Origin of the sequence: Corynebacterium aurimucosum ATCC 700975 (assembly GCF_000022905.1) — a bacterium.
In the GTDB taxonomy this organism is placed as follows: Bacteria; Actinomycetota; Actinomycetes; order Mycobacteriales; family Mycobacteriaceae; genus Corynebacterium; species Corynebacterium aurimucosum_F.
In genome coordinates, this window is the sequence record NC_012590.1 from 2,112,707 (window position 1) to 2,135,766 (window position 23,060).

23 protein-coding genes and 3 tRNA genes are annotated in these 23,060 nt (G+C 56.4%); 3 read left to right on the forward strand and 23 right to left on the reverse strand.

Annotation, left to right across the window (positions count from 1 at the left end; all coding sequences use genetic code 11):
- Window position 1: 1 nt before the first annotated feature.
- From CAURI_RS09960 to CAURI_RS10020, 13 genes are all read right to left on the reverse strand, one after another.
- Complete coding sequence (locus tag CAURI_RS09960) at window positions 2–403, reverse strand: hypothetical protein (RefSeq protein WP_010191049.1); 402 nt, start codon at window positions 401–403, stop codon at window positions 2–4.
- Window positions 404–1,864 (reverse strand): peptidoglycan DD-metalloendopeptidase family protein, encoded by a 1,461-nt coding sequence (locus tag CAURI_RS09965; RefSeq protein WP_010191051.1) that lies wholly within the window; start codon window positions 1,862–1,864, stop codon window positions 404–406.
- 49 nt (window positions 1,865–1,913) lie between these two features.
- Entirely contained in the window at window positions 1,914–3,401 is a 1,488-nt protein-coding gene (locus CAURI_RS09970) for a siphovirus ReqiPepy6 Gp37-like family protein (protein ID WP_010191052.1), read from the reverse strand.
- Entirely contained in the window at window positions 3,395–4,153 is a 759-nt protein-coding gene (locus CAURI_RS09975) for a hypothetical protein (protein ID WP_236660808.1), read from the reverse strand. The genes CAURI_RS09970 and CAURI_RS09975 overlap by 7 nt, the downstream gene beginning before the upstream one ends.
- Window positions 4,154–4,320: 167 nt before the next feature.
- Complete coding sequence (locus CAURI_RS09980) at window positions 4,321–9,426, reverse strand: tape measure protein (protein ID WP_010191056.1); 5,106 nt, start codon at window positions 9,424–9,426, stop codon at window positions 4,321–4,323.
- A gap of 353 nt (window positions 9,427–9,779) precedes the next feature.
- Window positions 9,780–10,253: a DUF7426 family protein gene (locus CAURI_RS09985; RefSeq protein ID WP_010191058.1), complete on the reverse strand. Its 474-nt coding sequence runs from the start codon at window positions 10,251–10,253 to the stop codon at window positions 9,780–9,782.
- Between the two features lie 72 nt (window positions 10,254–10,325).
- Window positions 10,326–10,910 carry a phage tail tube protein gene (locus CAURI_RS09990; protein WP_010191060.1) on the reverse strand — a complete coding sequence of 195 codons (585 nt, stop codon included), beginning with the start codon at window positions 10,908–10,910 and terminating at the stop codon, window positions 10,326–10,328.
- Window positions 10,911–10,919: 9 nt separating this feature from the next.
- Entirely contained in the window at window positions 10,920–11,354 is a 435-nt protein-coding gene (locus CAURI_RS09995) for a minor capsid protein (RefSeq protein WP_010191061.1), read from the reverse strand.
- Window positions 11,351–11,683 (reverse strand): HK97 gp10 family phage protein, encoded by a 333-nt coding sequence (locus CAURI_RS10000; RefSeq protein ID WP_010191063.1) that lies wholly within the window; start codon window positions 11,681–11,683, stop codon window positions 11,351–11,353. The genes CAURI_RS09995 and CAURI_RS10000 overlap by 4 nt, the downstream gene beginning before the upstream one ends.
- Window positions 11,676–12,059, reverse strand: coding sequence for a hypothetical protein (locus tag CAURI_RS10005; protein ID WP_012715223.1), 384 nt, complete (start codon window positions 12,057–12,059; stop codon window positions 11,676–11,678). The genes CAURI_RS10000 and CAURI_RS10005 overlap by 8 nt, the downstream gene beginning before the upstream one ends.
- On the reverse strand, window positions 12,047–12,463 hold the full coding sequence (locus CAURI_RS10010) for a head-tail connector protein (RefSeq protein WP_010191067.1): 417 nt from the start codon (window positions 12,461–12,463) through the stop codon (window positions 12,047–12,049). Before CAURI_RS10010 ends, CAURI_RS10005 begins: the two co-directional genes overlap by 13 nt.
- Window positions 12,464–12,535: 72 nt before the next feature.
- Window positions 12,536–13,438, reverse strand: coding sequence for a phage capsid protein (locus CAURI_RS10015; RefSeq protein WP_010191069.1), 903 nt, complete (start codon window positions 13,436–13,438; stop codon window positions 12,536–12,538).
- An 8-nt stretch (window positions 13,439–13,446) separates the two neighbouring features.
- Window positions 13,447–14,193, reverse strand: a complete 747-nt coding sequence (locus CAURI_RS10020) for a hypothetical protein (protein WP_010191070.1) — start codon at window positions 14,191–14,193, stop codon at window positions 13,447–13,449.
- A gap of 104 nt (window positions 14,194–14,297) precedes the next feature.
- Here CAURI_RS10020 and CAURI_RS10025 point away from each other — a divergent pair, with 104 nt between their 5' ends.
- The 3 genes from CAURI_RS10025 (at window position 14,298) to CAURI_RS10035 (ending at window position 16,081) form a co-directional block, all read left to right on the forward strand.
- The gene (locus CAURI_RS10025; RefSeq protein ID WP_157753281.1) at window positions 14,298–14,837 is read left to right on the forward strand and encodes a putative periplasmic lipoprotein; all 540 of its coding nucleotides are present in this window, start codon (window positions 14,298–14,300) and stop codon (window positions 14,835–14,837) included.
- Between the two features lie 323 nt (window positions 14,838–15,160).
- Window positions 15,161–15,619, forward strand: coding sequence for a hypothetical protein (locus CAURI_RS10030; protein ID WP_012715225.1), 459 nt, complete (start codon window positions 15,161–15,163; stop codon window positions 15,617–15,619).
- 15 nt (window positions 15,620–15,634) lie between these two features.
- Window positions 15,635–16,081, forward strand: a complete 447-nt coding sequence (locus tag CAURI_RS10035; RefSeq protein WP_010191076.1) for a hypothetical protein — start codon at window positions 15,635–15,637, stop codon at window positions 16,079–16,081.
- A 166-nt stretch (window positions 16,082–16,247) separates the two neighbouring features.
- Here CAURI_RS10035 and CAURI_RS10040 read toward each other — a convergent pair whose 3' ends face one another.
- From CAURI_RS10040 to CAURI_RS13825, 10 genes are all read right to left on the reverse strand, one after another.
- Complete coding sequence (locus tag CAURI_RS10040) at window positions 16,248–17,381, reverse strand: phage minor capsid protein (protein ID WP_010191078.1); 1,134 nt, start codon at window positions 17,379–17,381, stop codon at window positions 16,248–16,250.
- On the reverse strand, window positions 17,381–18,919 hold the full coding sequence (locus CAURI_RS10045; protein WP_010191080.1) for a phage portal protein: 1,539 nt from the start codon (window positions 18,917–18,919) through the stop codon (window positions 17,381–17,383). Before CAURI_RS10045 ends, CAURI_RS10040 begins: the two co-directional genes overlap by 1 nt.
- A 9-nt stretch (window positions 18,920–18,928) precedes the next feature.
- Window positions 18,929–20,194 carry a PBSX family phage terminase large subunit gene (locus CAURI_RS10050; protein ID WP_010191081.1) on the reverse strand — a complete coding sequence of 422 codons (1,266 nt, stop codon included), beginning with the start codon at window positions 20,192–20,194 and terminating at the stop codon, window positions 18,929–18,931.
- The gene (locus tag CAURI_RS10055; RefSeq protein WP_010191083.1) at window positions 20,187–20,624 is read right to left on the reverse strand and encodes a sigma factor-like helix-turn-helix DNA-binding protein; all 438 of its coding nucleotides are present in this window, start codon (window positions 20,622–20,624) and stop codon (window positions 20,187–20,189) included. The genes CAURI_RS10050 and CAURI_RS10055 overlap by 8 nt, the downstream gene beginning before the upstream one ends.
- A 193-nt stretch (window positions 20,625–20,817) precedes the next feature.
- A complete protein-coding gene (locus tag CAURI_RS10060; RefSeq protein WP_010191086.1) occupies window positions 20,818–21,333 on the reverse strand; it encodes a ParB/RepB/Spo0J family partition protein in 516 nt (171 codons plus the stop codon).
- A 41-nt stretch (window positions 21,334–21,374) separates the two neighbouring features.
- Entirely contained in the window at window positions 21,375–21,605 is a 231-nt protein-coding gene (locus CAURI_RS10065) for a hypothetical protein (protein ID WP_157753283.1), read from the reverse strand.
- Window positions 21,606–21,719: 114 nt separating this feature from the next.
- The gene (locus CAURI_RS13820) at window positions 21,720–21,884 is read right to left on the reverse strand and encodes a hypothetical protein (protein WP_010191090.1); all 165 of its coding nucleotides are present in this window, start codon (window positions 21,882–21,884) and stop codon (window positions 21,720–21,722) included.
- Between the two features lie 405 nt (window positions 21,885–22,289).
- Window positions 22,290–22,373: transfer RNA gene (locus CAURI_RS10070), tRNA-Leu, on the reverse strand.
- 1 nt (window position 22,374) lies between these two features.
- Window positions 22,375–22,445, reverse strand: a tRNA-Gln gene (locus CAURI_RS10075).
- Between the two features lie 123 nt (window positions 22,446–22,568).
- Window positions 22,569–22,700 (reverse strand) — tRNA-OTHER (locus CAURI_RS13825).
- Window positions 22,701–23,060: the final 360 nt, after the last annotated feature.

Genomic DNA, 23,060 nt, shown 5'->3' on the forward strand with positions numbered 1-23,060 from the left:
GCTAAGCCCCTGTGGGGTAAATGCCCGGCGCGTCTTGGTCTACCTCATCCTCCGGCCCCTGTGCGGGGTGCTCTACAAGGTGGGTGAGGTCTGCCACCTGGCGCTGTAGCTGGGCTAGTAGCACTTCGCTGTTGGTGTCCTGTGGCTGGTTGGAAGCGTTGACGGCGGCGTTGAGTACGTCCGCCTCAGTGCTCTTATCGTCACTGCCCCTGTGGGTCTTGGTGGCTGCGAAGATGAGGCCAGCAGATGCTAGGTAGGCGGTGACTCGCTCAGTGGTAGACAGGGCGGTCTCAATCTGGTCATCTGTCACCCAGCCTGCGGTGATAGCCACAAACAGGGCCGCACCAAACAGGATGTACAGAATCTTTCGGATTGGCCAATCAGCCTTATTAACGTTGCTCATTTACTTTACCTCCGGGTTTGCGCCTGCAAGCTGCGCCACGGAATCGTTAAGGGCGGTGACAGCATTAATGAGTTCGTCGAAGCTTTCAGACAGGTGCGTAATCGCCGTTTCTTGGCGATGTTGCTTGTCCATGGTGCGGGCCACCATCTCCACTAGGGTTAGCCCCTTGCCATTGGCGAGCTTGTCATTCGCCACCTTGACTAGGTGGTCAAAATCCCACCCGTTGAAAGTAGGCTCGCCGTTTTTGTTGGTGCCGTAGCCTACGAATTGGTCTAGGGAGTACTTGATGCGCTTCTTGTCAATGTCGGACAAATCTAGATCTTCTTTCTTTGCTGTGTGAGTGCCGTAGAACAGGTCTTTGAGCTGGTCTTTGGTTCCTCGGAATGCGTTTACGTCTACGTCTGCGAATCCGGCGACTTCTGCTTTGCTGCCGTATTGGAATAGCACTGGTTTTTGGTTGCCCAGCGGGTAGTTCCAATAGCGGGAATCGTTGCCGCCACGGGCTGCGTAGACCTGTGCGGGGCTACCGTCTGGGTTGGAGCCGTAGTGTGCGAGCCATACTTTGCCGTATGGTGCGGTTTCAGGCTCCCCGCCGATGGTCTTTCCCTCCCACCAGGGGATGTAGGAGTAGATGCCGATGACGCGCACGCCCCGGCGTTCAAACTCTGTCTTGAATTCCTGTACGTGTTGTGCGGATAGCCCGGCGGGGGTTTCACAATCCAGCCAGATGGGGCGCTTCATGTCACCCATGACGTTGACGGAGGTGGCTACCTGCTGCTGGATGCTGGTTCCTTCACGCGGGTTGCGGCAGTAGTGGTATGCAGCGGTGACCATGCCTGCTGACTCTGCATCCCGCATGTGGGACTGGTAGGCCCAATCACGGTGCGTGCCGTCACTGGTGCGGATGATAGCGAAGCTCAACCCCTCACTGGCGGCGCGCTTCAGACTCATACCGTTCTGGAAGTAAGACACGTCCACACCCAAAATATGGCCGTTAGAAGGTGTCGGGGTGGGCCGTGCTACTGGTTTGGTTACCCCTCCCGGCTGTGCCGCGCCCTGCAAATACTTCGCGGGGTCTTGGTGAGCGCCACCAAGGCGACCAGGATGCCCCCACACTTCAAAGTGCAGGTGAGGGCCAGTAGACTGACCTTCGTTGCCGACAACACCTATCTGTTGGCCTGCATGAACGCGGTCGCCCGCTTTTACCATGATGCCGTCATGCTTCACGTGACCGTAGATGAAGTCCTTGCCTACGGATTGCTGGCAGTCCAGCCAAATCCAGCTACCGAAGCCCGCTACGTTATAGCGCTCTTTGCCTTGGACTACTACACCATCCGCTGCCGCGTAAATCGGGGTACCTATGGGCGCTGCGAAGTCTAGGCCAGCGTGGAAGGTTCCCCAGCGCGACCCGTAGCCGCTGGACACCCTGTAGGTGCCTTGCTTCATGGGGTGTGTGACCATGCATCCTCCTATCGTTTCGCCCATGAGGATGCGTTAATCGCCGCGTTGTCTAGGTCGCTAAGCCGAAGTCGCGCACGGTCTCTGTCACCTTGTTCATTTTGTCAGTGAAATCAATAAACGGATTAGACGTGTTCTTACGCTTACCGATGCGGGGTGAGATGCGCATACGCTCATCGTGATTGTCCTTCACGGTCACACCGGTAATAATGTCGGACACCACCACACCCGATAGGTGCTCTTCAAAGGTCACACGGTCACCAATACGGTATCCGTATCGAATCTTTCCGGTACTGTGCCGCTGGTCATCACCCAGAACCTTAGAAATACTGTGCCCCATCGTCATAGTGACGGACTTGCCACCCTTAGCATCCAGTAGGGCGCGCTCAGCCAACGTGGATGTATCAAACGTGAACGTGCCCGCGCTGGACTGTGTAAAGCCTTCACGTAGATGGAACGGCCCCATCTGTGCCGCCCGCTCAACATCCGTTCTATCCGTGAACGACAACACCGTATCCTCCACCTGATTCTTGATGATGCCACCCACAGCACCACCCACCAGAGCACCAACCGGGCCAGCGGCTACTCCACCAATCGCGGTAAGAATGCCCTGAATAGCAAAGTCAATACCTAAGTTAATCGTCTCATTCACCCAATCATCCGACTTACCACCCACCACCTGGCGGGCAGCGCCGGGGGCTTTACCGGACAGGGTGAATGAGTCCACTTCACCATTACGGGTGCTGAACCTTACGTGTGGGCGCTCGCGCACCTTGCGAACTGCCACGATTAGGCCCGGCTTTGTGGGTAGTTGGATCGGGTCATCGTTGGGGGAAAATACTTGGTCAATGTTCGCATGGGTGAGCCTATGTAGACGCTCGCGCCTATCCCCCTCAACCAGCGGAACTACCTTGCCATCGGGGAAGGGTTGGCCCGGCCACCACATGCGGCATTCCACGTCATAGTCATACTGGTTGAGAATGTCTCGCAGTAGAGTATCCAGATTGGTCATGCGTGCCGATAGGTCAATACGTGGAGACTTGTCTTCTACCCGCTTAGGCGGCATGACGATATAGGCGGGTAGACCAGAGCGGGCAATATTCTCACTCAGGTAGTGGTACACCACAGACTCTAGTGGGCCTGCCTGGTGGTCACGCTTGCCCTGCAATGCAAGCCCTGTGCGAGTATTAGCAAATGCCAGCACGCTGCCTAGCTGCACTTTGTCATCAATCAGTGTGGCGGTGACAGTCTCGCGGCCTGGTTTGCCAGCGGCCTCGAAAGATTCCACGCGGCCAGTCCACCGCCACCCATTGAATTCTGCCGTGACAGGAACAACGTCATGGTCGCATTGCATGATGCGGGCCGCGAGCTTGTGGTCAGCGGGGATAGTGACAGTACCGGTTCCAGCATTCAGCCCAAACTCCGCGTTTAGCTCTACGTCAATGTAGCCGGGCATACGGTGCCGCTGCGTGTACTCATTATTGTGCACCATAAGATTCAGCGGGTTGGCGCTATAGGATTCGTTAATGTCAGCTACCATGCTTGCTCCGCCCTCGGAATGTAGGACACCTCAACCCTAAAATTCTCACCCGGATTAATCGGGCTAATGTTCAACGGCACCGTATTACCCCTGTGCACGCCACGTGGAGGAAGTGGCTTAGTCCAATACGTGTCAGGGAAATCAGGCTGTAGGTCATCACCGGATGCGGTGAGGAACGAGGGCCAGAGTTCATCCGTGTCAATCCAGTAGCCGTGTACGGGGTTCATGCCTGCTAAGAGTTCTTCTTCGGTGCGCAGCGTGCGCGGGTCTGGGAGGTAGACCTCTTCCCTGTCCACGCCGATATAGCATCCGTTATGGTCGCCGGTGACAGCCCACTTGAGCCATGCGGGCTGGTCCCCCAGATTAAGCATATGGGCATTGCGGCATGTGTAGCGGTCGAATCGTTTGCGTTCCTCAAACCGCTGCCAGAAAGACCGGTCAGTCTTCAACGTGACTAGCTCGCCAATCTCCCCCACCAAGCCGGGCCGCTGGTCAAAATAGTTCACGTCACTGATGGATTCCACGCGGGCATCAATCCACCAATAGCCAGATTCCTTAGACACAGCAAACAGCCTCACAGTGTCCTTACCCCGACCCAAAGACTCACGCCATAGGGAATGCTGCCGCCTAGCCCACGCCGAAGAACGCGGGTCACTCACCCACACCTGCAACGTGATAGTGGCCTGCTCATCAATCGTGCCCTTATAGATAGCACCATCCATACCAGTCACAGTCTGATAATCATGCGTCACCGGAGCACCCTGCAACCCCGACGGCGGCTTATTCAACCGCACCGGCGACCCCGGCCCACCAAACCACCAGCGGGTTCGATGGTCAGCACCCACAAGGTAGAAGCGCAGCAGGTCGCTAGATTGGTATTCGTCACGACTCTGCCAGCTTGTATCAGTCAGTATCAGGCTCATAGCAGCACACTCCTCATCGCCATTCCTAGCTGCTTACCCGCGTTATCCACCTGCCCCTGCAAATACTTCTTCGGGTCATTAATCTGTACCGGCCCATTGAACACCGCGCCCACCGCATTCTGGGTAGTGGCCTGTGCACCACGACGCGTACGGTACTGAGCCGCATCCATATTCACACCAAGACGCTCAGCGCTTACTGTCTCACCAGTGGAGAAATCGAGACGCCCCTCCATAAGCCCCGGTAAACCGGACGCCATGAAGTTGAGCATGCTCATGACATCCACACCCAACCGTTTACCGGTCTCAGCCCAAATATCCAGGCTACGGGCACGCTTATCAGACGACAGAGGGATATACGCCTCTGGGCCTGCCTCTGCCCACAGGACAGCGGAATCACCCTCATTAATCTGGGCTTGGCGTAGTCCTCCTAGGATGCCGCCGTCTGCCATGGCAGTAATCTTGGCGTTCTTAGTGGAGTTGTATTTATCCAGGTAGCCTTGGGCTTCATTCATCTTGGTGGCGTACCGGCCTGGGAATGCGGAGCCTTGCACGCGCTGCGCGTGTGCGCCTGGGTCGCCCTGGTTGTAATCAGCGTCATCTAGGCGGTCATAGAACATGCCCGCAGACTTGGCCGGGTCCATACGGTCAGCGGTTGTACCCCATGCGCCGTTGTTACGCTGCTGGAATAAGCCCACGCTGTCATGGTCGCTACCAATCGCATCGTAGGGGAAGTTCAGCGATTCTGGGTCAGCGTTGTTCGCGTACATCTTCAGGCCGGATTCCACAATGGCGGTCGCCAGAGCAATTTTGATACCTGTATCCGTGATGCCCCTGCGCCTGCCTTCCTTGATGATGGCATCCGCATACTTGTTGCCGGACGTACCACCCACGCCCTTCGTGGTGGTCAGTAGGTCACCGTAAATGTCTAGGCCGTCTGCACCGGATTGCAGGCGCTTCATCTCATCTTCGAGTTCCTTTTGCTCTTGTTCGAGCTTGGCAATCTTCGCCTTAGTGTCCGCCACCTTCTTCTCAGCCTTAGCTACAGACTGGTCAGCAGCCGCCTTTTGTGAGTCGGTGGCGGTCTTCTCGCCCTTCTTGTTGGTCTTGTTGTAAACCTCATCGCGCTTCATCTTCTTGATGCGGAGGTCTTCCTCAGCAAGCGGCAAATCCTCGTTGGCTTTATCAAGCTGGTCTTGAATTTTTTCCAGCTTAGTAGCGGTTTTTTCCGCGTCCTTGGCATTCTTCTTCTGGGCCTTCTCGGATTCCTTGGAGTACAGGCCCACGACGGTGCCCCAAGAAACCACATCATCGGCCATGGGGGTGCCAGTCTGCTTCGAGTACAGTGCGGCCATCAATTCGAGGAATGAGCCGTCTTTCACGAGGGTACCCGCGCCGCCATTCAGCTCACGGGATTCAGCCTCGCCACCATCGGGGCTATAGGTGGATTCCACCATGCCGCGCATAGCACCAGTCACGGTACTGTAGCCCGGCGCGCCCACAACACCGTTGAGGGAGTCCAGGGAGTCCAACCCCTCAGTGGTGAGGCGTACCGCACCTGGCTTGTACCACCAGTCAGTAAAGCCGCGCCCGTCTAGGGGGCCTGCGGTCTTGCCGATGGTGAAGCCGCCGCCGGTGTTTCCGCCGGATTCGATGTAGGTTCCGTCATCCAATTGCATTGCGGTGTGTCCACCACCTGGCCCGCCGTTGTAGAACGCGACGCGGTTGTCTCCGCTGTGTCCGCGTCCTGGTGTCCAGCCGCGTTTGCGCATGAATGCGGCTTGGTTTGCCGTTCCAGTTCGCTCTGTCCACTCGTCCAGCCCCTCTAGGGCATTCACCCCTAGGGACACACCACCAGAGCAATCCACACCAGCAGGTGACCACCCGCCAAAGATGTATGGTGTGCCGTCCATGTAGGACAGGCGATGCTTCACCACAGATGCGGGCAGCAAGGCACCATCGGCAAACGTTTGCACCATCCCGGTTTCCCCATCGACTAGGTTATATCCGAATTGCCTTGCAACCTCATTCAGGATGCGCTCACTACGCCCACGCTTAGACGGGGCCATGGGGATATAAGCCTCACCACCGGTTTCAGCCTCAGCCCACACACGGTATGCGCCTGCCGGGGCAATCTGTGCTTGGTGGGATGGCTCATGATTCGAGTTAGCGCGGCGGGCCACTGCACGGTCAACATTCTTATCACGGTGCCCGCCCGTAGCGTAGGTTTCGACTGGCTTGTCAATACCGCCGTTAGCCCGCTCGAAAATGTCCTTGATGCGGCGCGTAATGCTAATCATGTGCTCAGATACGGTGTTTGTGCGCTCGCGGGACAGAGTGCTTTGAATATGACGGCGGGTAGCTTCCGCATTATCGGTGATACGTACCTTGCCGTCGCGCTGCTTTTCCGCTTCAATACCCATCGCTTTGAGGCGATCCATAGTGTCGCCGGTGTTGTCAGCGATGATGACGTTGCCGTTGCGGTCTTTCGATGCCTCAAAGCCTAATTGTTCGAGACCCACCATCACGTCGGCCATGTTGTCGAAAATATGGACGTGGCCGGTCTTATCACCGTTGGTGGTGACCGCAGTACCCATCTCGATTTCGCGGGCGATGACGTCGCTAATGTTGTCGGTGATGGTTACCTGGCCAGTAGTTTCGTCCTTGACAGCCAGCCCAAGGTCAATGAGGCGTTGCTTAACATCATCGGCATTGTCGCTAATGTCCATGCGCCCGTCTGGCAATGCGGTGACCTTAGCCCCCAATTGGTCAAGGGTAGTGAGAATTGATTGCCCCTCTGGGAACTCGATGTTCACACGGCCTGAACCATCATCTAGGCGCTTGACCTCTAGGCCCAGCTCTTCCAGTTCAGTCTTAACCTTCGGGGCCATGGAGGATACCTGAATTGTCTTCTCATCCGGCACGGCAACAATATCGTCACCCAGCTTGTCGAACACAGAGGCTGTCTTGTCAACCTGTTTTTGAAGGCCATTCAACTTATCTTGGAGGGCAGCCGCCTTAACAGACTCCAAATCACCATTGAGGTTGCCAACCTCCTTGCCAAGGGTGATGGCTGCGCCGGTAGTATCCTCCATCTCATTAGACAGTGCAGACCAAAGGCCTTGATTGCCCTGCCACATAGCCCAAGACGAGCCGTTAATCTTGTCCATTGCGTCCTGGTTGCCCAGCAGTGCGTCGCGTACATCGTCGGCGGTGATGCCAGCCTTTTCCATGTCCTTTGCCATGGACTGGTAGGTGTCGGAGCTTTGTAGGGCTGCGTCGATAGCGCCTTCGGTGGCTACCTTGACCTCGCGCATAGCATCCGCGTTACCGTTTACCGCGTCGCGCACAGTGTCCTGCGCCATGCCTAGTTCGCGGGCTGCTGCGGTAGCACCGGATTCCTCTAGGCGTTTGTTAATCAGCTCTTGGGTTTGCTCAGTGATAGCGCCCGTGGTCTCATCCAGGCTGGAGCGCAAATCTCGCTGTGCTTGCTCATGCTCTTGCTCAGCCTGTTTAGCCTCCATGTGTTTATCAATGAGGATGCCCAGCACGGTGGTGGCACCCATGATGGCTAGACCCCATGGCCCGCCAAGCATGTTGATAATGCCACTCACGCCGGACTTGAAGCCCGACATGGCACCACTAGCCACACCCTTAACCGCTCCGCCGAAAGACTGCATGCCACCCATCGCGGTACCAGCCACACGAGACATTCCAGACAGCTCACGGGCAGACATGCGAGTCTCACGGCCCAGTACCATCATTGGGCCGGAAGCGTTACGGAAAGCAGATGCCATCTTCCCGCCGAAGCCGTCCGCGCTCTTGGCGTACCCCACCCAGTTTTTCAGTGCACCCGTGGACGTTTCCAGCGCAGAAGTCCACCCCTTATTACGCGCCGTCAGTGTCAGCAGACCAGCAGCCAGCACAGGGGTAGGGATAGACGTAATAGCAGAAGCCAACCCCTGCAAAAGCGGCAAAGACACCTCAACACCGTCGGACAGCACGCCCAAAGCTGCCGTCGCCTGAGGAATGATAGCCGTCGCCGCATCCGCAATCGCCGGGGTCAACCGCGCAGACCACTCAGCAGCCATAGGGCCAACCACAGCACCCAACCCATCAACCTGCTCAGTAAGCTCACTAATAACCGCCGGTGCCTCAGAAAAAGCACCCTTAGCGGCCTCAGCACCCACACGACCAAACGCAGCCCCCAGATTCTTCAACGCACCCGAAACAGTATCGCCCATACGTTTCGCGCCGCCGCCCACATAGGACTCCATCGCATCCGCAAAGGTTTGGAAATCAATCTCACCATCGGATGCCATGGCAGACACCTCAGCAGAAGTCTTGCCAAGATGCTCACCCACGATTTGCAGCACTGGGATACCACGCCCCAGCATCTGCATCATGTCATCGCCCTGCAACTTGCCACGTGCCGCAACGGAGCCAAAGATTAGGCCCATATCCTCCATAGAGGTGCCAGCAATAGCGGCAGTATCAGCCACTGTGCCAAGGACAGTTTCTAGTTCCTTGCCCGGCGCGATACCGGAAGCAACCATGTTGGCGGATACGGTGGCGGCTTCACCCAAGCCAAAACTGGTTCCCTTCACACTGGCCAGCGCGTTATCCATGATGTTTTGCACATCATTTCCACTATTGCCCAGGGCTTCGAGCTTGGCGGTGGCCTGGTCGATGGAGTCCAGGCGCTGGAAGCCCTTATGTAGGCTGGCGGCAACACCACCCACCACGGCGGTGCCAGCGGTCGCGGCGGTAAACTTCGTGATTTTTGCGGCGGCACCCGCAAGACCATCACCTACACGGTCAACCGACTTTTTAGCCCGCTCCGCATCCGGGGTGAAGTCCTTAGGGAACTTAATCTTAGAGCTGGCGGACGCGGCCTTATCCGCAGAGCTTGCTAGATTGTCTGTGGCGCGCTTCGCCTTGGTTGCACCTGAGGTGTCCGCCTTGGTCTTGATGTCAAGGTTTTCAACCTTGTCAGCGGACTTTTTCACATCTGCTAGGTCACGCTTGACGTTACTGAGGGCAGAGGATACCCCATCGGCATCAATCTGGATTCGGGCGTTAAGGGTACCGACTTCGAGCGCCATAGCGTTCTCCTAGTGTGAGGTTTGTTCAGATGTGAGGTTGAGGGCTGTCCTTAGACGGCTAGGCTGGTTAATCAGGTCAAGGATTCTGGTTTCCAGCCACCGCCACGTGCGCTGCGTGAGTACGCCGGATTCCACATCGACCGCGTATTTTTCGTGAAGGTCGCACTCAATCGCCGCCCACTGGTTGAGTACGTCTACCCACTGGAGTTTTTGCTGCCCTACCGGTTTCTGCGCTTCATGCGGCTCTGGGGCGTACCAGTCACGCAAACCGGTTTCCGGGTCATACGGCCCACCACCGGGGTCATCATCCCCATAGGCTCCAGGCCTAGGGTCATAGGGGCCGTAGGGGCCGTCTAGGAGGTAGTCTTCTTGCGGCTGCGGGTGGTCTTCTTCGCTGCCGGTTTCTTCTCCACTGGCTCCTTCTCCACTGGTTTCTCCCACGCCCTTCTGGCCCACGCCACGATGTCCTCCGGCTGGATCGGTCGCTCTTTTCCCAGGCGGGTCTCCCACCACATCTCGCCAAACTCGGGAGAAACACCATAGTGCGCCATGGCGGTGTTGCCGACGTGCATGCATTCCTCATAGGGCACGCCGTTGGCTACCATTTCATCCCACAGGCCACCGCTCATACTGTCGGTGTCCTTGTCGTACTCCGCGCCTAGCAGCTTGGCGACAAAGTAGATTTCCTCAGCCGGGTCAGATTCAGGGTCAGCAGTAAAACGCCGAATCTCCAACCCCAATTCAGCGTTCGGGGACTTCACGGTGTACACAGTGCCGTCAATCGGCAAGTACAGGTTCGGGTCGTGGAATTCACGCAGGTCGCGCACGGCGGGTATCTCCTATAGATAGACAAAAGACCAGGAACACCCATAGGGTGCCCCTGGCCTCTAGTTGTCCAACTACTGCTCGGTAGCGCCGGATTCGTTGGCGGTGCCACCAGACATAATCGGGCCGTCACCCTCGCCCTCAACTGGGACGGACTTACCCTTATCGTCGGTGACCGGCTTAATCGCAACCGGCTTACCACGGGACATCAGCTCAAAGTTGAAAGAATCCAGGTCTTCGTTACCGCCAGCCTGGTCTTCCCACTTCACAGAGAAGTAGGAATCATATCCCTCTTCCACACCGTCGGTGCGCCAGCAGCGAGCCTGAATCACGTTGTCAAGGCCCATCTTGCGGCCCTTCTCGCGCAGAGCGGCCTGGCCCGGGTCTTGCTTGAACTTGCCCTCAGTCTTCTTGCCCTTGCGCTTGCCCTCGCCCTTAAAGGTCATTTCGAGGGCGGTAGCAATCTGGGACTTGTAGCCCTCAGAGTCAATATCGGAATCGTCCTGCATCGTCGGGGAAGACTGGGGGGCGAACTGGGACAGGCCACGAACATAAATCCAGTTCGGTTCCTCTTGGGTGCCTACGTTTACCTGTAGTGCCCAGTCGCGGGCGAGAGTGGAATTAAGGTCGTAGGAAGATGGTGCCTTTGCAACAGCCATTATGCTCTCCTAGTTGGGGTTGACTACGAATTCGTAGGACTCCACACGGTGGTAAACACTGGCTTCGTCCCGTTCCTCGTATGTGAGGACTCGCGCAGAGCGTAAGACTGAAACCCCGTTGTCCAGCTGGTAGTTCGTCCGTTCATGCAGTAGCTGGTACACATCGTCCGCAATGCGGGATGCATAGCGCGGGTCACGGGTGCCCTTGATTCGGAGTTGCACACGGATGCGGGGTGTGCCGGTGTCCTGCTGTACGGTGTCTTCTGTTCCGAAGTGGTATACGGCTAGCCCAATGCTTGGGCCTGCTTCATCCGGTAGCACACCTAGATACACGGCGGGTGGGGTGAATTTTTTATAGATTCCGGTTGGTGCCCACTGGGCTAGCCCATTGCTAGCAAGATGGCGGGCTAAATCCTCACGCAGTGTTCCATAGGTTGGGGTCATCGCATCGCCTTCCCAATCTCTTTGGCTATCAGCTCAGAGATTCGTGTCTGATTATCCAAAAGCGCGGACTCTAGGTATTTGGCTTGGCCTTCCTTGTGCTGCCACCCAACCTCTTCGTGCTGCCGGGCCGCGTACGGGGTGTTGTAGGACACCATGGCTTCGTTGCCCTCCACGCTGGCGCGGGCACTATTGCGCAGCGTGCCGGTCTCAATCGGGGTTCGCTGTACAGCTTCATCGCGTAGTAGGTGTGCCCCGGCGCGCAAAGCATTCGTGGTGGCCTGTTTAATGTCGCGGGCTACCTCATGACCGCGCCAATCCAACTCAGCCATAAGGGTTCACCACCCCGCCACCCGAAGATTCGCTGGGTATCGTCAGGGTTAGTTTCTGGTGGTCTGGGGTTTGGTTCCCTGCCCCGTCGAAGGCGGCGCGTTCCGTGACCTCCCACGGGCCGGTCTCAAACGGGTCTGGTAGTTCCACATGGTCGCCGCGCTCCACGACTAACCCAAGCGGTACATACACCATCGTGTCAGTGACCGTTTGCTCCCCCTCTGGCCCTACGACACGGCGGGTGGCTTGGCGCACAAAGCCCTTAAAGGGGACTGGCTCCCCTTCTTGCCAGCCGTAGGGTGATGCGCCCGCCCCACGTAGGAGCACGCAATCATGGCGGAACCATTGTGCTGCAATGTCATCTGCTACCTTACCCACGGCCAACCCCCAATCAGACCGGCGTTAAACAGAATGTCCAACGACGCGTCACACAGTTCATTAGCAGCTTGGTCTTTCACCGATGCCGCCTCAACCGTGGAGTAAGACACATTCGCATCACCGATAGACGATGAGGTCACCCCACCCGAAGAAGCCTCAATCACCGTCGGGTTAATGTCATTCTCCACCCACACTGTGACCTGCTCACACACAGCACCGCGCAGAGCATCCATCACGTCGGGGTCTTCCGGCATCCCCGCAGGGGTCACCTCAAACCGTGCAGCGCGTACGGCACGCTGCACCATTGACGACGCACGCCGAATAAGCGGCTCTAGTTTCACGTCATCGTCAAATTCGTAGCCAGCCCACTTAACCACATCATCCGGCTGGGCAAATACAAGCATTCTATTTTCTCCTAAGTATGCGAAAAGCGGGGCGGGGTGATAATCCCCTACCCCGCTATCAGGCGTTACCGACTAGGCAGCAGCCGGAGCGGAACCAAGCGTGCCCGGCTTCACATCAGCCTCCAGAGTCACCACAGACTCCGGGTAAGCCAGTCCAGAACCCCACACCTGAAGACCACGGAAAGCATCCGCAAAGTGATCCTGGTGACGGAAAGCCTCAGCAGTCTGAAGCTGAGAAGCAAAGTCCAGAGCGTTCGGCGCGCCACCAATAATGGTCTCGCGGCCAGCAGTCACCGGAGCCTGATTAGAGGTGTACACGGTGAAACCAAGCGTCTTGATGGCACCAATCTGACCATTGCGCAGAATGGTGTCAGTACCGGCCTTGTCAGCCTCAGTAAAGCGACGGTCAGCCAGCAGCGCAGCAGCCATGTTCGGGCCGACAACAACCCAACGGTCAAGGGACGGGGCAGAGTGCTTATTCAGCTGCTTAGAGAACTCACGTAGTACATCCCACGCGGTCATCTGGCCCTCAGCAGGTCGGTAGAAGTCCGCACCGTCAAACACGGCCTTGTTACCCAGCTTGGTCTTAGCCCCGTCCTTGAGCACACCGGCAGTGTGAGCATCGACCTTTGCCGCCATGGCGTAGGCGTGCTGGCGGGTGGACTCATTCTGGAAGTCGCCAGCGGCCTGAGCACGGTCAATATCCTCAATGAGGAATGCGTAGTACTCTTGCTGGTCCATGACCAGCTCGGTGGACTCGGTAGACAGGGTGTCGTAGGTGATTGACTCACCTTGGGTGTAGGTGCGGGTCTTGACAGCACCAAGGCGGTTAATCTTGACACTCTTGCCGGAGTTTTGAAGTACCGGCTGGAAGCGGGCGTTTGCCACGCCGGTCTGGGAGTAGACCAGTGCGTCCTGGAAGGGGGCGTCAAGGGCTGCGGCCCAGAGGATGGGCTTAAAGGATTCGACAGACATAGGGTCTCCTAGTTGGTGTAGAGGTGGTCGAGCTTTCCGGCTTTTTGGGCCTCATAGATTTCCTTGCTGGTCATCTGTTGGAGGTCGGCCATGGTGATTGCTCGGTTGCCTCGGTTTGTGTTGGACGTATCCACACCGGATGCCTTGTGAATCGCCTGGATTAGGGACGGGTGGGATTCAAGTTTTTGGGTGACGATTGTTTCCACCTGGGATTCGAAATCATCTGCGTCTACATCTAGTTGGGTGTATGCGTTGTCCGAATTGAGCAGCGCGTTTAGGAGTGTGGTATCAACCGTGCCGTCTACCTTTTCGACAGCACTTCGCATAGCATCGTTGCGGCGATACTGGTTCAGGGTGTCGCGCATCTGGTCGCGTTCCTTGGCGGCGGCTTGCTCACGCTCTACCGCTGCCTCAATGAGCTTTTGCGGGTCATTGGTTTCGTCTTCGACTAGGCCTAGTTTCTTGCCGATGTCCTGGATGAGCTGGTTACGCTCTTGCTCTGCCTTTTCCTGTGCGGCCTTCAGTTCATCTGCCTTAGCGGCTTCCGCATCCTTGCTGCGGGTGCGGTAGTTGGCTGCTTCGTTGCGGAGGCTGCGGATTTCCTTTTGTGCCCATTCGGGGAGGTCATCGATACCACCAGCAGGTTGATTAGTTTCCTGTTGTGGCTGGTTGGTTTCTGCTTGGGTGTTTGGCTCCTGGCCTGCCGGGGTTTCCTGCGCCTGGCTGGTGTTTTCCGGGGTGGTGTTTTCGGGCACCGTTCTCTCCTACGTGTTGGGTGGATGTTTGAACGGTGGCAGTGTGCGTGATTTTTGTCGTTGTCCATTACACGATGAGGCAACATTTGTTGTATGGTGAGGTTATGAAGAAGGCAATCTCTCTTACTATCGCCGCGCTACTGCTTACTGGGTGCGGTGCCACAGAAGAAAACGGGCAACAGGATAGCCCCCAAGCACAAGACATCCCAGAGTTTCAGACAGTCACCGGGGCCGGTGCGGATGTTTCAAGCCAGCTCCCGTCAGATTCCGCTTGGGGCTGCGATTCCCATGTTGTCAACACGTCTAACGGGCCAGAGACGCTTAAGAACTTTGAACTGGAGGATGGTGAGGCGACTTTCTACTTCGCGCCTAAGTCGAGCAGTGGATTCAACTCATACAGCTATCGGTTAGAGTTTGAGAATGGCATCATGGTTATGGAGGATGACGCCTCTGGAGATTTCCATTCTTTCGTGCAGGTCTACCCGTCTACCGAGGAGGAAACGACTTTGGTAGACCTTGGTTCTAACTATCTAACTGCCTATTTTGAAGTACCCGTAGAGCACTCCGATAAGTTGGGGGCTTTGAATAGCGCGAGTGCTGCCATTAATGGTGAGCTGGCTGGTGAATGCGAGCCATCAAAGTAGGTTTTTCAGCAGTGGGCAACGCCGCCTAAATTGTCACAGTGACTTTAATCGCCTATGTGTTTACATGGGCGATTTTCTCTATTTTTCAAGATGCACACCTTCTAGTCGTGGGTTACTATCTTTTTGGTTGTTGAGCTCAGCTCCAACCCGCAACCCCCAATCCCCCCCATGGTGGGTTGCGTCATGTCTGAAAAGTGGAGGTTCCTTCATCTCGCCATGCCCACCCCTGCCCCCTACCCCCGTTAATAGTACGCATTGCATATTAGTACGCAGCGCGTTATAATGGAGGTGTAAGCAAGGAACACAAAACAAAGGAACCCACCATGGCACGTCAAATGCGCACCACCGAAAAGCACCACACCACCGAGGACTACCAAGTAGTCACCCAAACCGGATTCATTAACGATGAGCGCGTCTACCAAATCGCAGTAATCAACCGCAACACCGGACGCGAAGAACACCGCGACGTGGACTCCGTCGAGAACGCAATCCGACTCTGCAACAACAGCCAGGACTACCTAGACAAGCAACGCGCAGAACTCGCCACCAAGCGCGAGGTCGAGGCCAAGGGCGAAGAAGAGCGCGCAGAAGACGCAGCAACCAAAGCAATCGGCCCCCTCGCCACCGACCGCCAAGTGGACTACATCATGGCCCTGCTTGCACAGCACGGTGGACAGAACACCACCTGGTTCAGCGCTGGCCCCACCACACTCGAAGAAGTCGCCAACATGACCCGCCGCGACGCATCCACCTACATTTCCGCCCTCAAAGGCGACAACTAGAAAGGAACCCGATTCATGCAAATCATTAGCCCCGACACTCTCAACCGTATTGGCGAAAAAATCATCCTCATCGGCATGGCCACCAAGACAGTCAGCGCAGTGCGCACGACCGGTAACCGGGTTGCTCTCGAATCCGCCCGTAAGGGCCTGGCCGCGTCGGAAGACGACTACGAAAAGGTCATGGGTGAGCTGTCCCCCGACCAGCTAGCCTGGGTGGAAACCCTGTTTGCAAAGCCACTCGAAATGGCGCGTGCCGGGCGCGACGGCTACAACGAAGCCGTGTACATGGCGCAAATCAAATGGGCAGATGACCAAATCCGCGAGCTAGAGACTATTACCGCAGAGCTGAAAGATGCTCGCTCTGAGTGGGTGCAGGTTGCCATGTCCTACGATGTGAGCGCCTACCAAGTAGCGAAAATGTGCGGTCGTACCCCATCGACGGTGCAGCGCTGGGTGAAATAAGAAAATCCCCGCTGACGCGGGGAATAAGAGCAATTTGCATGATGTGTTGAGCATCAGCAACGGCTCATCCCTGCCAAGGCAGGGAAGAATCGAGCTTTCCTGAATGCTTGAGCATTAGAAACGGCTCACCCCCGCTAATGCGGGGAATGTCCTAAATGTTACTGGATTAGTCATCGAATGACAATCCCACTGCCCCACTCGCTGGCTGTCGGACTTGCTCTCGGTGGCGGCGGCGCGGTAAGTCATGCTCAGCCACATGGTCGCGCAGTTTCGCCTGATACGCCCTTGTGCGCTGGCGTGCTGCCCTCACATCGGTTTCGTCTATCGCGGCTTGCTCCATGCGTTTGGAGGCGCGAATCTGCCGCTCATAGTAGCGCTGCTTTTGGGTGGCTTTGTAGCCGGTATCGTCGCCATCGTAGGGGGCGTCACTAATCCTCGTGTAGCCGGGGATGTAGGCAGAATGTGTATGGCGGCAATTAGGATGGTGCAGTCCGCTAGATTCAGCGTCCCGCATAGTTGCCTTCACGTTCACGATGTTGTCACCAATACGATGTGTGCCCAGCGCGAACTTACCGGTGAGTGACAGTACTTTACGCTCATACGGGGCGCACTGTGGGGCAGGGTTCTTGTGTGATGACACCACTACTAGGTCAATACCGTGCTCAATCATGGTGTTGGTGTGGCCAGCCCGCAAAGCCTTATTCGTCATAGTCCGTACAGCCATTTCCGCATACGTGTCTAGTCCCCACTTGCGGCCTGCCTTGTCCACATAGAACGGTAATCCCTCCCGGGCCATGCGGGTAAAAGCGCGCTGCGCCGCTTGCTGCGTAGTCATCACCCCCGTCACGCTATAACCGGTGGCCTCCACCCCGATACGTCGCCAAATGTCATCCACGCGGCGCACAAGGTTGCGGTGCACTGGTTCCATCGTGGTAATTGCCTCAGACACAAGGGCATACACAGCCGCGCTACTCTCAAACACTGGGGCGGCTGGTGTTGGGCGCAAATGCTCTGGAAGTGCAGCGAGTTCCTTTTCTGCCTCAATCTGCCCACGCAGATACGCCGCGTCAATCGTGCTGCGCCACGTGGTACCCAAACGCTTGTGCAGCGCGTCTGCCATGCCCTCGATGTTTCCGCGCTCTTGCCGAATCGCAAGCAGTTGGGCCTCAGCCCACGTGGGTGACTCCCCCGTCCTGATTAAGGCGCGGCGGATCACCTCAATCAAATACATTTCGGCACGCCGATACAGGGCTACAACATCATCGTTTAGCCCCTCTGTGCGTGCCGGGTCAAAGACCATTAATCCTCACCTAGTGGGTCTTCATCTGGCCTAATGTTACCCAGTGGGTCAAATGTGCCCGCTTGCTCTGCGATGATGCGGTCTACCTCTGCTAGCTTATCCTCTTCGTCCCACTCAGTGTGTAGCATGTCAATCTTTTGCTGGGTGGAGATAGCGCGTGCCGCGTCCAGGGCCTGGATGGTGGATGCCTTATCCAACATGGTTTCCTGTACAGGTGCCGTCATATCCACCTTGACCCGTGCCTTGGGTGGGGTGATGTTGTGCAGCCAAGCATGGACTTCTAGTAGCGCGTTGGATAGCTCGGATAGCCCGGCGCGCATGTAGCGTGACTTTGCTTTCCAGGTTTGGATGGAGGCTTGGTATTCGGATTCAATCTCACGGGCCGTCTTCTGCCCCGTGGAGGTGGTTTCAGCCAGCCCGAACGTGGATGGAGAGTAATTGGCGCGGCGTAGAATTTCCAACACGATTTTGTCCGCCAGGTTCAGGTAGTACTCGAAGCGGAGTTCCGGTGAGTAAAACTGAACGCCCTGCCCTTCGGTTGGGGTGGATGCTACCGCGTCGTAGAATTCGCGGTCAAGGTCAAACACCTGCCCCTTACCGAAGCCCTGCTGTTCTAGCCAGTATTCGGGAACTACAGCACGTTGCTTACCTAGCCGCATCTCGCGCTTTAGGTCGGTCCACACTTCATCCAGCATGTCAAACAATGGGAACAGGTCGGGGCTAATATCAGGGCGTCCGATATTACGTAATTGGCCGTCGTTACGGAAGCCCACAACCGGGCGGGCATTCGGAATGTAGGTTGCTGCGATGCCCATGGTGTGGGAGTCCACCCCACCCTGGCTATCTACAATGTCCGCGAGTGGCGCGGTAGATGGGTGGTCATTAAGGGGGTGCTGCTCACCTAGATTCTGCTCCCTGCCCTTGTAGAGGGCGTACTCAATACGGCCCTTGGTGTAGCGGGATAGCAAGCGCCAGACGTGCTTTTCGTCCTGCTTGGGTAGCTCTTCATGGAATGTGATGGCAGTCAGTTTGCCGTAGCTAAATTCGGGGTAGGCGCTGTCAGCATCCACGAAATCAATCCACGGGTCATCGGATACGTCGGTATCCCACATGATGCGCCCGTATACGCCACCTAGGGCGGCGCAGGATTCCGCCATCACTAGCAGGTCTGCAGGGAAACGATCATCGTTGAGCATGTCATCCAGGTTGGCTTGGGCTTGCTCATCGTCCACGGTGAACGTGGGCGGCGTATCAAACAGCAGGGATGCGGACGTGGCGGCAATGTCCGCTGCGATAGGCAGGTGCATCTTCCGGTTTGATTGACCCTTTGGAGTGGGCTGGCCCCAGAAGAATCGAGACACCGCCCCCACTACCCCACCAGCAAACTGGGATGGGCGGTACACCATGTTCATGCCGCCATAGTGCGAGTCCAGCTGCTTAGTGTCCCCCTCCCACCACAGGGAAGCATCCCCCACCATGCGGGTTACTGGTGCCCACTTTTCTGGGGGCCACGGGGTGTTAGCGGCGGGCATGCTCATGTACGTCTCCTATGCGGTGATGCTCCTAGACCACAGGTAGCGAGACGAATACACGCTATAGCGTAGAGCGTCGCAGAAATCGTCTCCCTCTTTAATGGGCTTGTCTATGCCGCGCTCTGCTGCTTTTTCGTCCCACCTGTAGCCGGGGATTTCATCTATCAGGTTCTTACACTGGGAAGATATGAGTAGGTTGCCGTTGTCTAGCAAGGATGCCACGGTGCGGATACCGTCGAGCACATCGTTGTTGGCTTTGTCGATACGGCGGATGCCATCTTCATGGAGTTGTAGGCCAAAGGATGCGGCAGCGGGGTCATAGTAAATCCACGTGGGATAGTCGTGGCGGGTTAGCCATTCTTTCAGGTCAGCGGTTAAAGCATTGTTGGTTAGCCGCCCTGGTGCCCATTCATCTACCGCATAGAGTCGGTTATCGTCCCCTATTCCTAGGAGGATGCCGGTTGTGGGGTGGGTGGTGCCGTAGTCGATACCTAGGGCGATGATCTGTCGCATGATGGGCATATCCTCGGGATGTACTACGTGTTTAGCTTCATCCCACATCTGGTAGATTGCGCCTTCTGCGGCTACCCATAAGCCTTGGATGAATCGGAGGTACCACATGCCTGTGTATTCCTTGCGCAGATTGGATTTGTATCCCTCGGTTAGTGAGGGGTTGTCATCCATGGTGAAGTGCCAATAAGTCCAGTCCGCGAGTTGGTCTTCCGGCTGGGTCTTGGTGTCGTAGTGCATACAGCCCGGCACACGTACCAAATAGTCTTTGCGCAGCCAGTGATTCTGACTATCAGGGTTAGTGGTGCAGAATAGCTTGGAGTAGGACTTAGACAGGCGGGACAACAGCTGTTTAAAAAAGGCGGGGTGCAGCAAGGTAATCTCATCCGCGAATGCTAGGCCGATGGTCATACCGCGAATCTTTGATTCTGCGCCCGCATCGTTCGCACCAATGATGTGCACGTGCCTACCGAAGATAGTGGCCTTTGCTGCACCCTGCCGGTACACCACATACTTCTTGACAGGGATGAAGATTGCCAATGTTTCGATTGGCTCAAACACGTTACGGTAGATACTGTCACGGTTCTTACCCGTGATGACAATAGCCGCAGTGCCCTTATACGCCGCCACCAAAGCCAGCATGAGCAACGTCCACGTGTACGTCTTACCAGAGCGCACAGACCCATCCCAGATGTTCACACGCCCCGTCGAACCTGCGAAAGCATCCTTTTGCTTCTGGCTAAAGCCCATGACCTCCGCTGTATCAATCACCCTGCTGGTCATCCTCCACAGGCTTGGCGGTAGGCCCATTCTGCAACGCGCTAATAATCTGGGTCATGGCCTCCTTAGCCGCATCCAAACCATCGTTGTTCTCGATGGAGTCCAGGCCCATGAGCTGCGCCCGGTGCTGCATGATGCGCACAGCCGCGTTGATAGCCTGCGGGGAGCCGGAACGTAGCTTCTTCTGTAGTGCCAGTTCCATTTGGTTCAGCTTGTCTAACTCCATATCGCGCAACTCAATCGCATTCTCACGCGGAATGTAATCCATGTGGGCTTTCACATCATTACGCACAGTGTCAGTGGAGACTTTCAGGGTGTCTGCGATTTGGTGGTAGGACGCGCCTTGTATGCGCATTTCGTAGGCTTTGCGTCGTCGTTCCGCGATGATGGCTTTGGTGCGGTCTTTGTGCAGGCTGGGCATTAGTTAAACCTCCTGGGTCTAATCAACAACCCTTTACGCTATCCCCCTTGGGGCGTTGTCCCGCATGTCGATACCATCCCCGCGCAGCACATCTAGCCAGATTTCGCGTTTCTCAGCCTCACGCCTGCCAACCTGCTTATTCCAGCCACAGCACGGGCACTGATACGACGATTTACGCCCAAAGCCACGCAACTTAGACCTCACCAACGGTCACACCTTCGGCAAGCAGGCGTGCCTTAATTCGGGCTTGCTCTTCCGCGTTCTCGCACTCTACCAGCAGGTTAAAGCCCTCCGGGGTTGGTTCAGCGGGGCGCTCTGGAATGTCAGCATCAATATCGTCTAGCGACTCTAGGAGCTGATCCACCTCATCGCGGGTGAAGCCCGTGGCCTCCAAAGTAGGAAGCTCAGTGAGCAGGTTAACGAGGTCTTCCACATCGTAGGTGGATTGGTCGTTGGCCTTATTATCGACGATTACTATGCGCTTGGCGGTGTCATCGTCCACATCCACGCGATGCACGTCGATGGTTTCCCAGCCAAGGCGCTGCGCCGCCATAACCGTGTGATTACCGGCCAAAATTGTGCCATCCGCATTCACGACAATGGGCTTGTATTGCCCTAGCTTCTCCAATGATTCGGCAATCAGGTCAATGTCACCCCGGCGGGCGTTGCCCGGGTAGAAACGTAGCTCAGCAATATTTACAAGAGTCATGCCCCACAACCTAAAAGGCGAGGGGCATTGTCTAGCAGGCGTTACAGGATTCCAACCACGCCGCTTCCATCGTCGGATTCGTCATCGAACTCAACGCTTGCCCACATGCCCTGATTGTGGAGTCCAATCTCTTTCTCGCCGTCGAAGATGTAGAGAAAGCCGCTGGAAACTTTCCAGCTCAGCGATTTGCCGCTGTAGACGTTTACACGGCCACGCTCAACGCCATGAACCCTAATTTTCATGTAATTCTCCCTCTTGAGATGTCGTTTCACGCAGCGGCGATTGCCACTGCTGACAGCCACAGTAGCAACTCGTGTGGACATGAGTTACTGCTGTGTAATTTGATTGGCTCAACTTGACACTCTAACGCTGCTACACGTGTGAGTTCATTCGCGTGGTTTGTTGTTTTCGTCGTAGATGTCCGGGTGAACTAGGCCAAGTGGCATTCCACAGGCGGTGACTTCATCATCGGGGAGGTTGCGCCATTCCTCAGGCATTGAAGCCCAAAGGCGGTCTACTTCTGCTTGGTGCTCTGGGTCAATATGATTCATGCCCACAGCTTAGGAAATGAGTTGGACATCAATCGTCCCAATCATCGAATGCTAACTCTCATGGGGCGTTGCGCGGTGCTGACCGGTGTAGAAGTAGTCCTCAATCGTGGGGTAGGCAACGATAACGACGATACTGACAGCCAGAATAGTGGTGGCGATAATCATGGTGGTTCTCTTTCTGTGGTTGGGTGAGAAGATTGGCGGGGTGCAGGTGTGCAGTGCCGGAGGGCCAGTGTTCAACCCTTCGGGTGCAGCCTTGGCGCTCCATTTCGCCTAATGGTCAGGACAGATGCGCTTGACACCCCTAGTGGCCAGCCGGGGAATCGAACCCCAGTGTGCTTGCAAGAATTCAGCCACCCGCTTTGTAGGCAATAAGTGATGAATTCATATCCTTTCTGGCCTGAGTGCTTCGCCCGGGAGTCGAACCCGGAGACCATTTCTGGTACCGCATCCTAAGTGCGGCGCGTATACCAATTCCGCCAGCGAAGCGCTCCCCCACAAGGATTCGAACCTCGATTACCGGAACCAAACTCCGGCGTCCTGCCATTAGACGATGGGGGATTGTGCGCGCCCTTCATGCTGGTTAGACATGTTGGGCGGCTATGCTGCTACCGACAAAGGAATTCTCGGCACCCGTACCACAGGGCGCTTACTCCCCTTTTGGGAACCCAGACGGCAGCTGCGTGCGCCTGGCTGGAATCGAACCAGCTCACGGCCATTGCGCGTAGCCACAACATGCCAGTGTGGCCGGGGCTAGTACCAGCCCCCTTAATGACGCGGCTTATAGGAAATGCTCTACCAATGAGCTACAGGCGCGGGGTGTTGCCTATCCGATGAGTTGGGAAAGAATCACGAGTAGCAAGCTGACAATCAGCAGTATGCCGTCGTTCATGATGTGTCCTCTCGGGTAGGCTATGTGGCTTTGTATCAGGTGGCCGTCCTGGCCTAGTGGGGGTGTGTGGAATCTGGATCGCATCCCCTCACTGGCATAACAAACGTTACCTCATAATGTTGTGCCGCGCAACTTTTTGAGCCACTTTTGTTGCTTCTCTAGCCACTGGCGCGCATGTTCCTCATCCCCAAAGTTCGCAACAACCGTCGGGTCATTCTCATGCTCAACCCACTGTTTCGGGGACACAACCCACCGCCCCCGCCACGTCTCACTCACATACAGTT

Coding starts and splice junctions, on each gene's coding strand:
- CAURI_RS09960 (WP_010191049.1), bottom strand. CDS start 403: ATGAGCAACGTTAATAAGGCTGATTGGCCAATCCGAAAGATTCTGTAC.
- CAURI_RS09965 (WP_010191051.1), bottom strand. CDS start 1,864: ATGGTCACACACCCCATGAAGCAAGGCACCTACAGGGTGTCCAGCGGC.
- CAURI_RS09970 (WP_010191052.1), bottom strand. CDS start 3,401: ATGGTAGCTGACATTAACGAATCCTATAGCGCCAACCCGCTGAATCTT.
- CAURI_RS09980 (WP_010191056.1), bottom strand. CDS start 9,426: ATGGCGCTCGAAGTCGGTACCCTTAACGCCCGAATCCAGATTGATGCC.
- CAURI_RS09990 (WP_010191060.1), bottom strand. CDS start 10,910: ATGGCTGTTGCAAAGGCACCATCTTCCTACGACCTTAATTCCACTCTC.
- CAURI_RS09995 (WP_010191061.1), bottom strand. CDS start 11,354: ATGACCCCAACCTATGGAACACTGCGTGAGGATTTAGCCCGCCATCTT.
- CAURI_RS10000 (WP_010191063.1), bottom strand. CDS start 11,683: ATGGCTGAGTTGGATTGGCGCGGTCATGAGGTAGCCCGCGACATTAAA.
- CAURI_RS10010 (WP_010191067.1), bottom strand. CDS start 12,463: ATGCTTGTATTTGCCCAGCCGGATGATGTGGTTAAGTGGGCTGGCTAC.
- CAURI_RS10015 (WP_010191069.1), bottom strand. CDS start 13,438: ATGTCTGTCGAATCCTTTAAGCCCATCCTCTGGGCCGCAGCCCTTGAC.
- CAURI_RS10025 (WP_157753281.1), top strand. CDS start 14,298: ATGAAGAAGGCAATCTCTCTTACTATCGCCGCGCTACTGCTTACTGGG.
- CAURI_RS10030 (WP_012715225.1), top strand. CDS start 15,161: ATGGCACGTCAAATGCGCACCACCGAAAAGCACCACACCACCGAGGAC.
- CAURI_RS10035 (WP_010191076.1), top strand. CDS start 15,635: ATGCAAATCATTAGCCCCGACACTCTCAACCGTATTGGCGAAAAAATC.
- CAURI_RS10040 (WP_010191078.1), bottom strand. CDS start 17,381: ATGGTCTTTGACCCGGCACGCACAGAGGGGCTAAACGATGATGTTGTA.
- CAURI_RS10045 (WP_010191080.1), bottom strand. CDS start 18,919: ATGAGCATGCCCGCCGCTAACACCCCGTGGCCCCCAGAAAAGTGGGCA.
- CAURI_RS10055 (WP_010191083.1), bottom strand. CDS start 20,624: ATGCCCAGCCTGCACAAAGACCGCACCAAAGCCATCATCGCGGAACGA.
- CAURI_RS10060 (WP_010191086.1), bottom strand. CDS start 21,333: ATGACTCTTGTAAATATTGCTGAGCTACGTTTCTACCCGGGCAACGCC.
- CAURI_RS13820 (WP_010191090.1), bottom strand. CDS start 21,884: ATGAATCATATTGACCCAGAGCACCAAGCAGAAGTAGACCGCCTTTGG.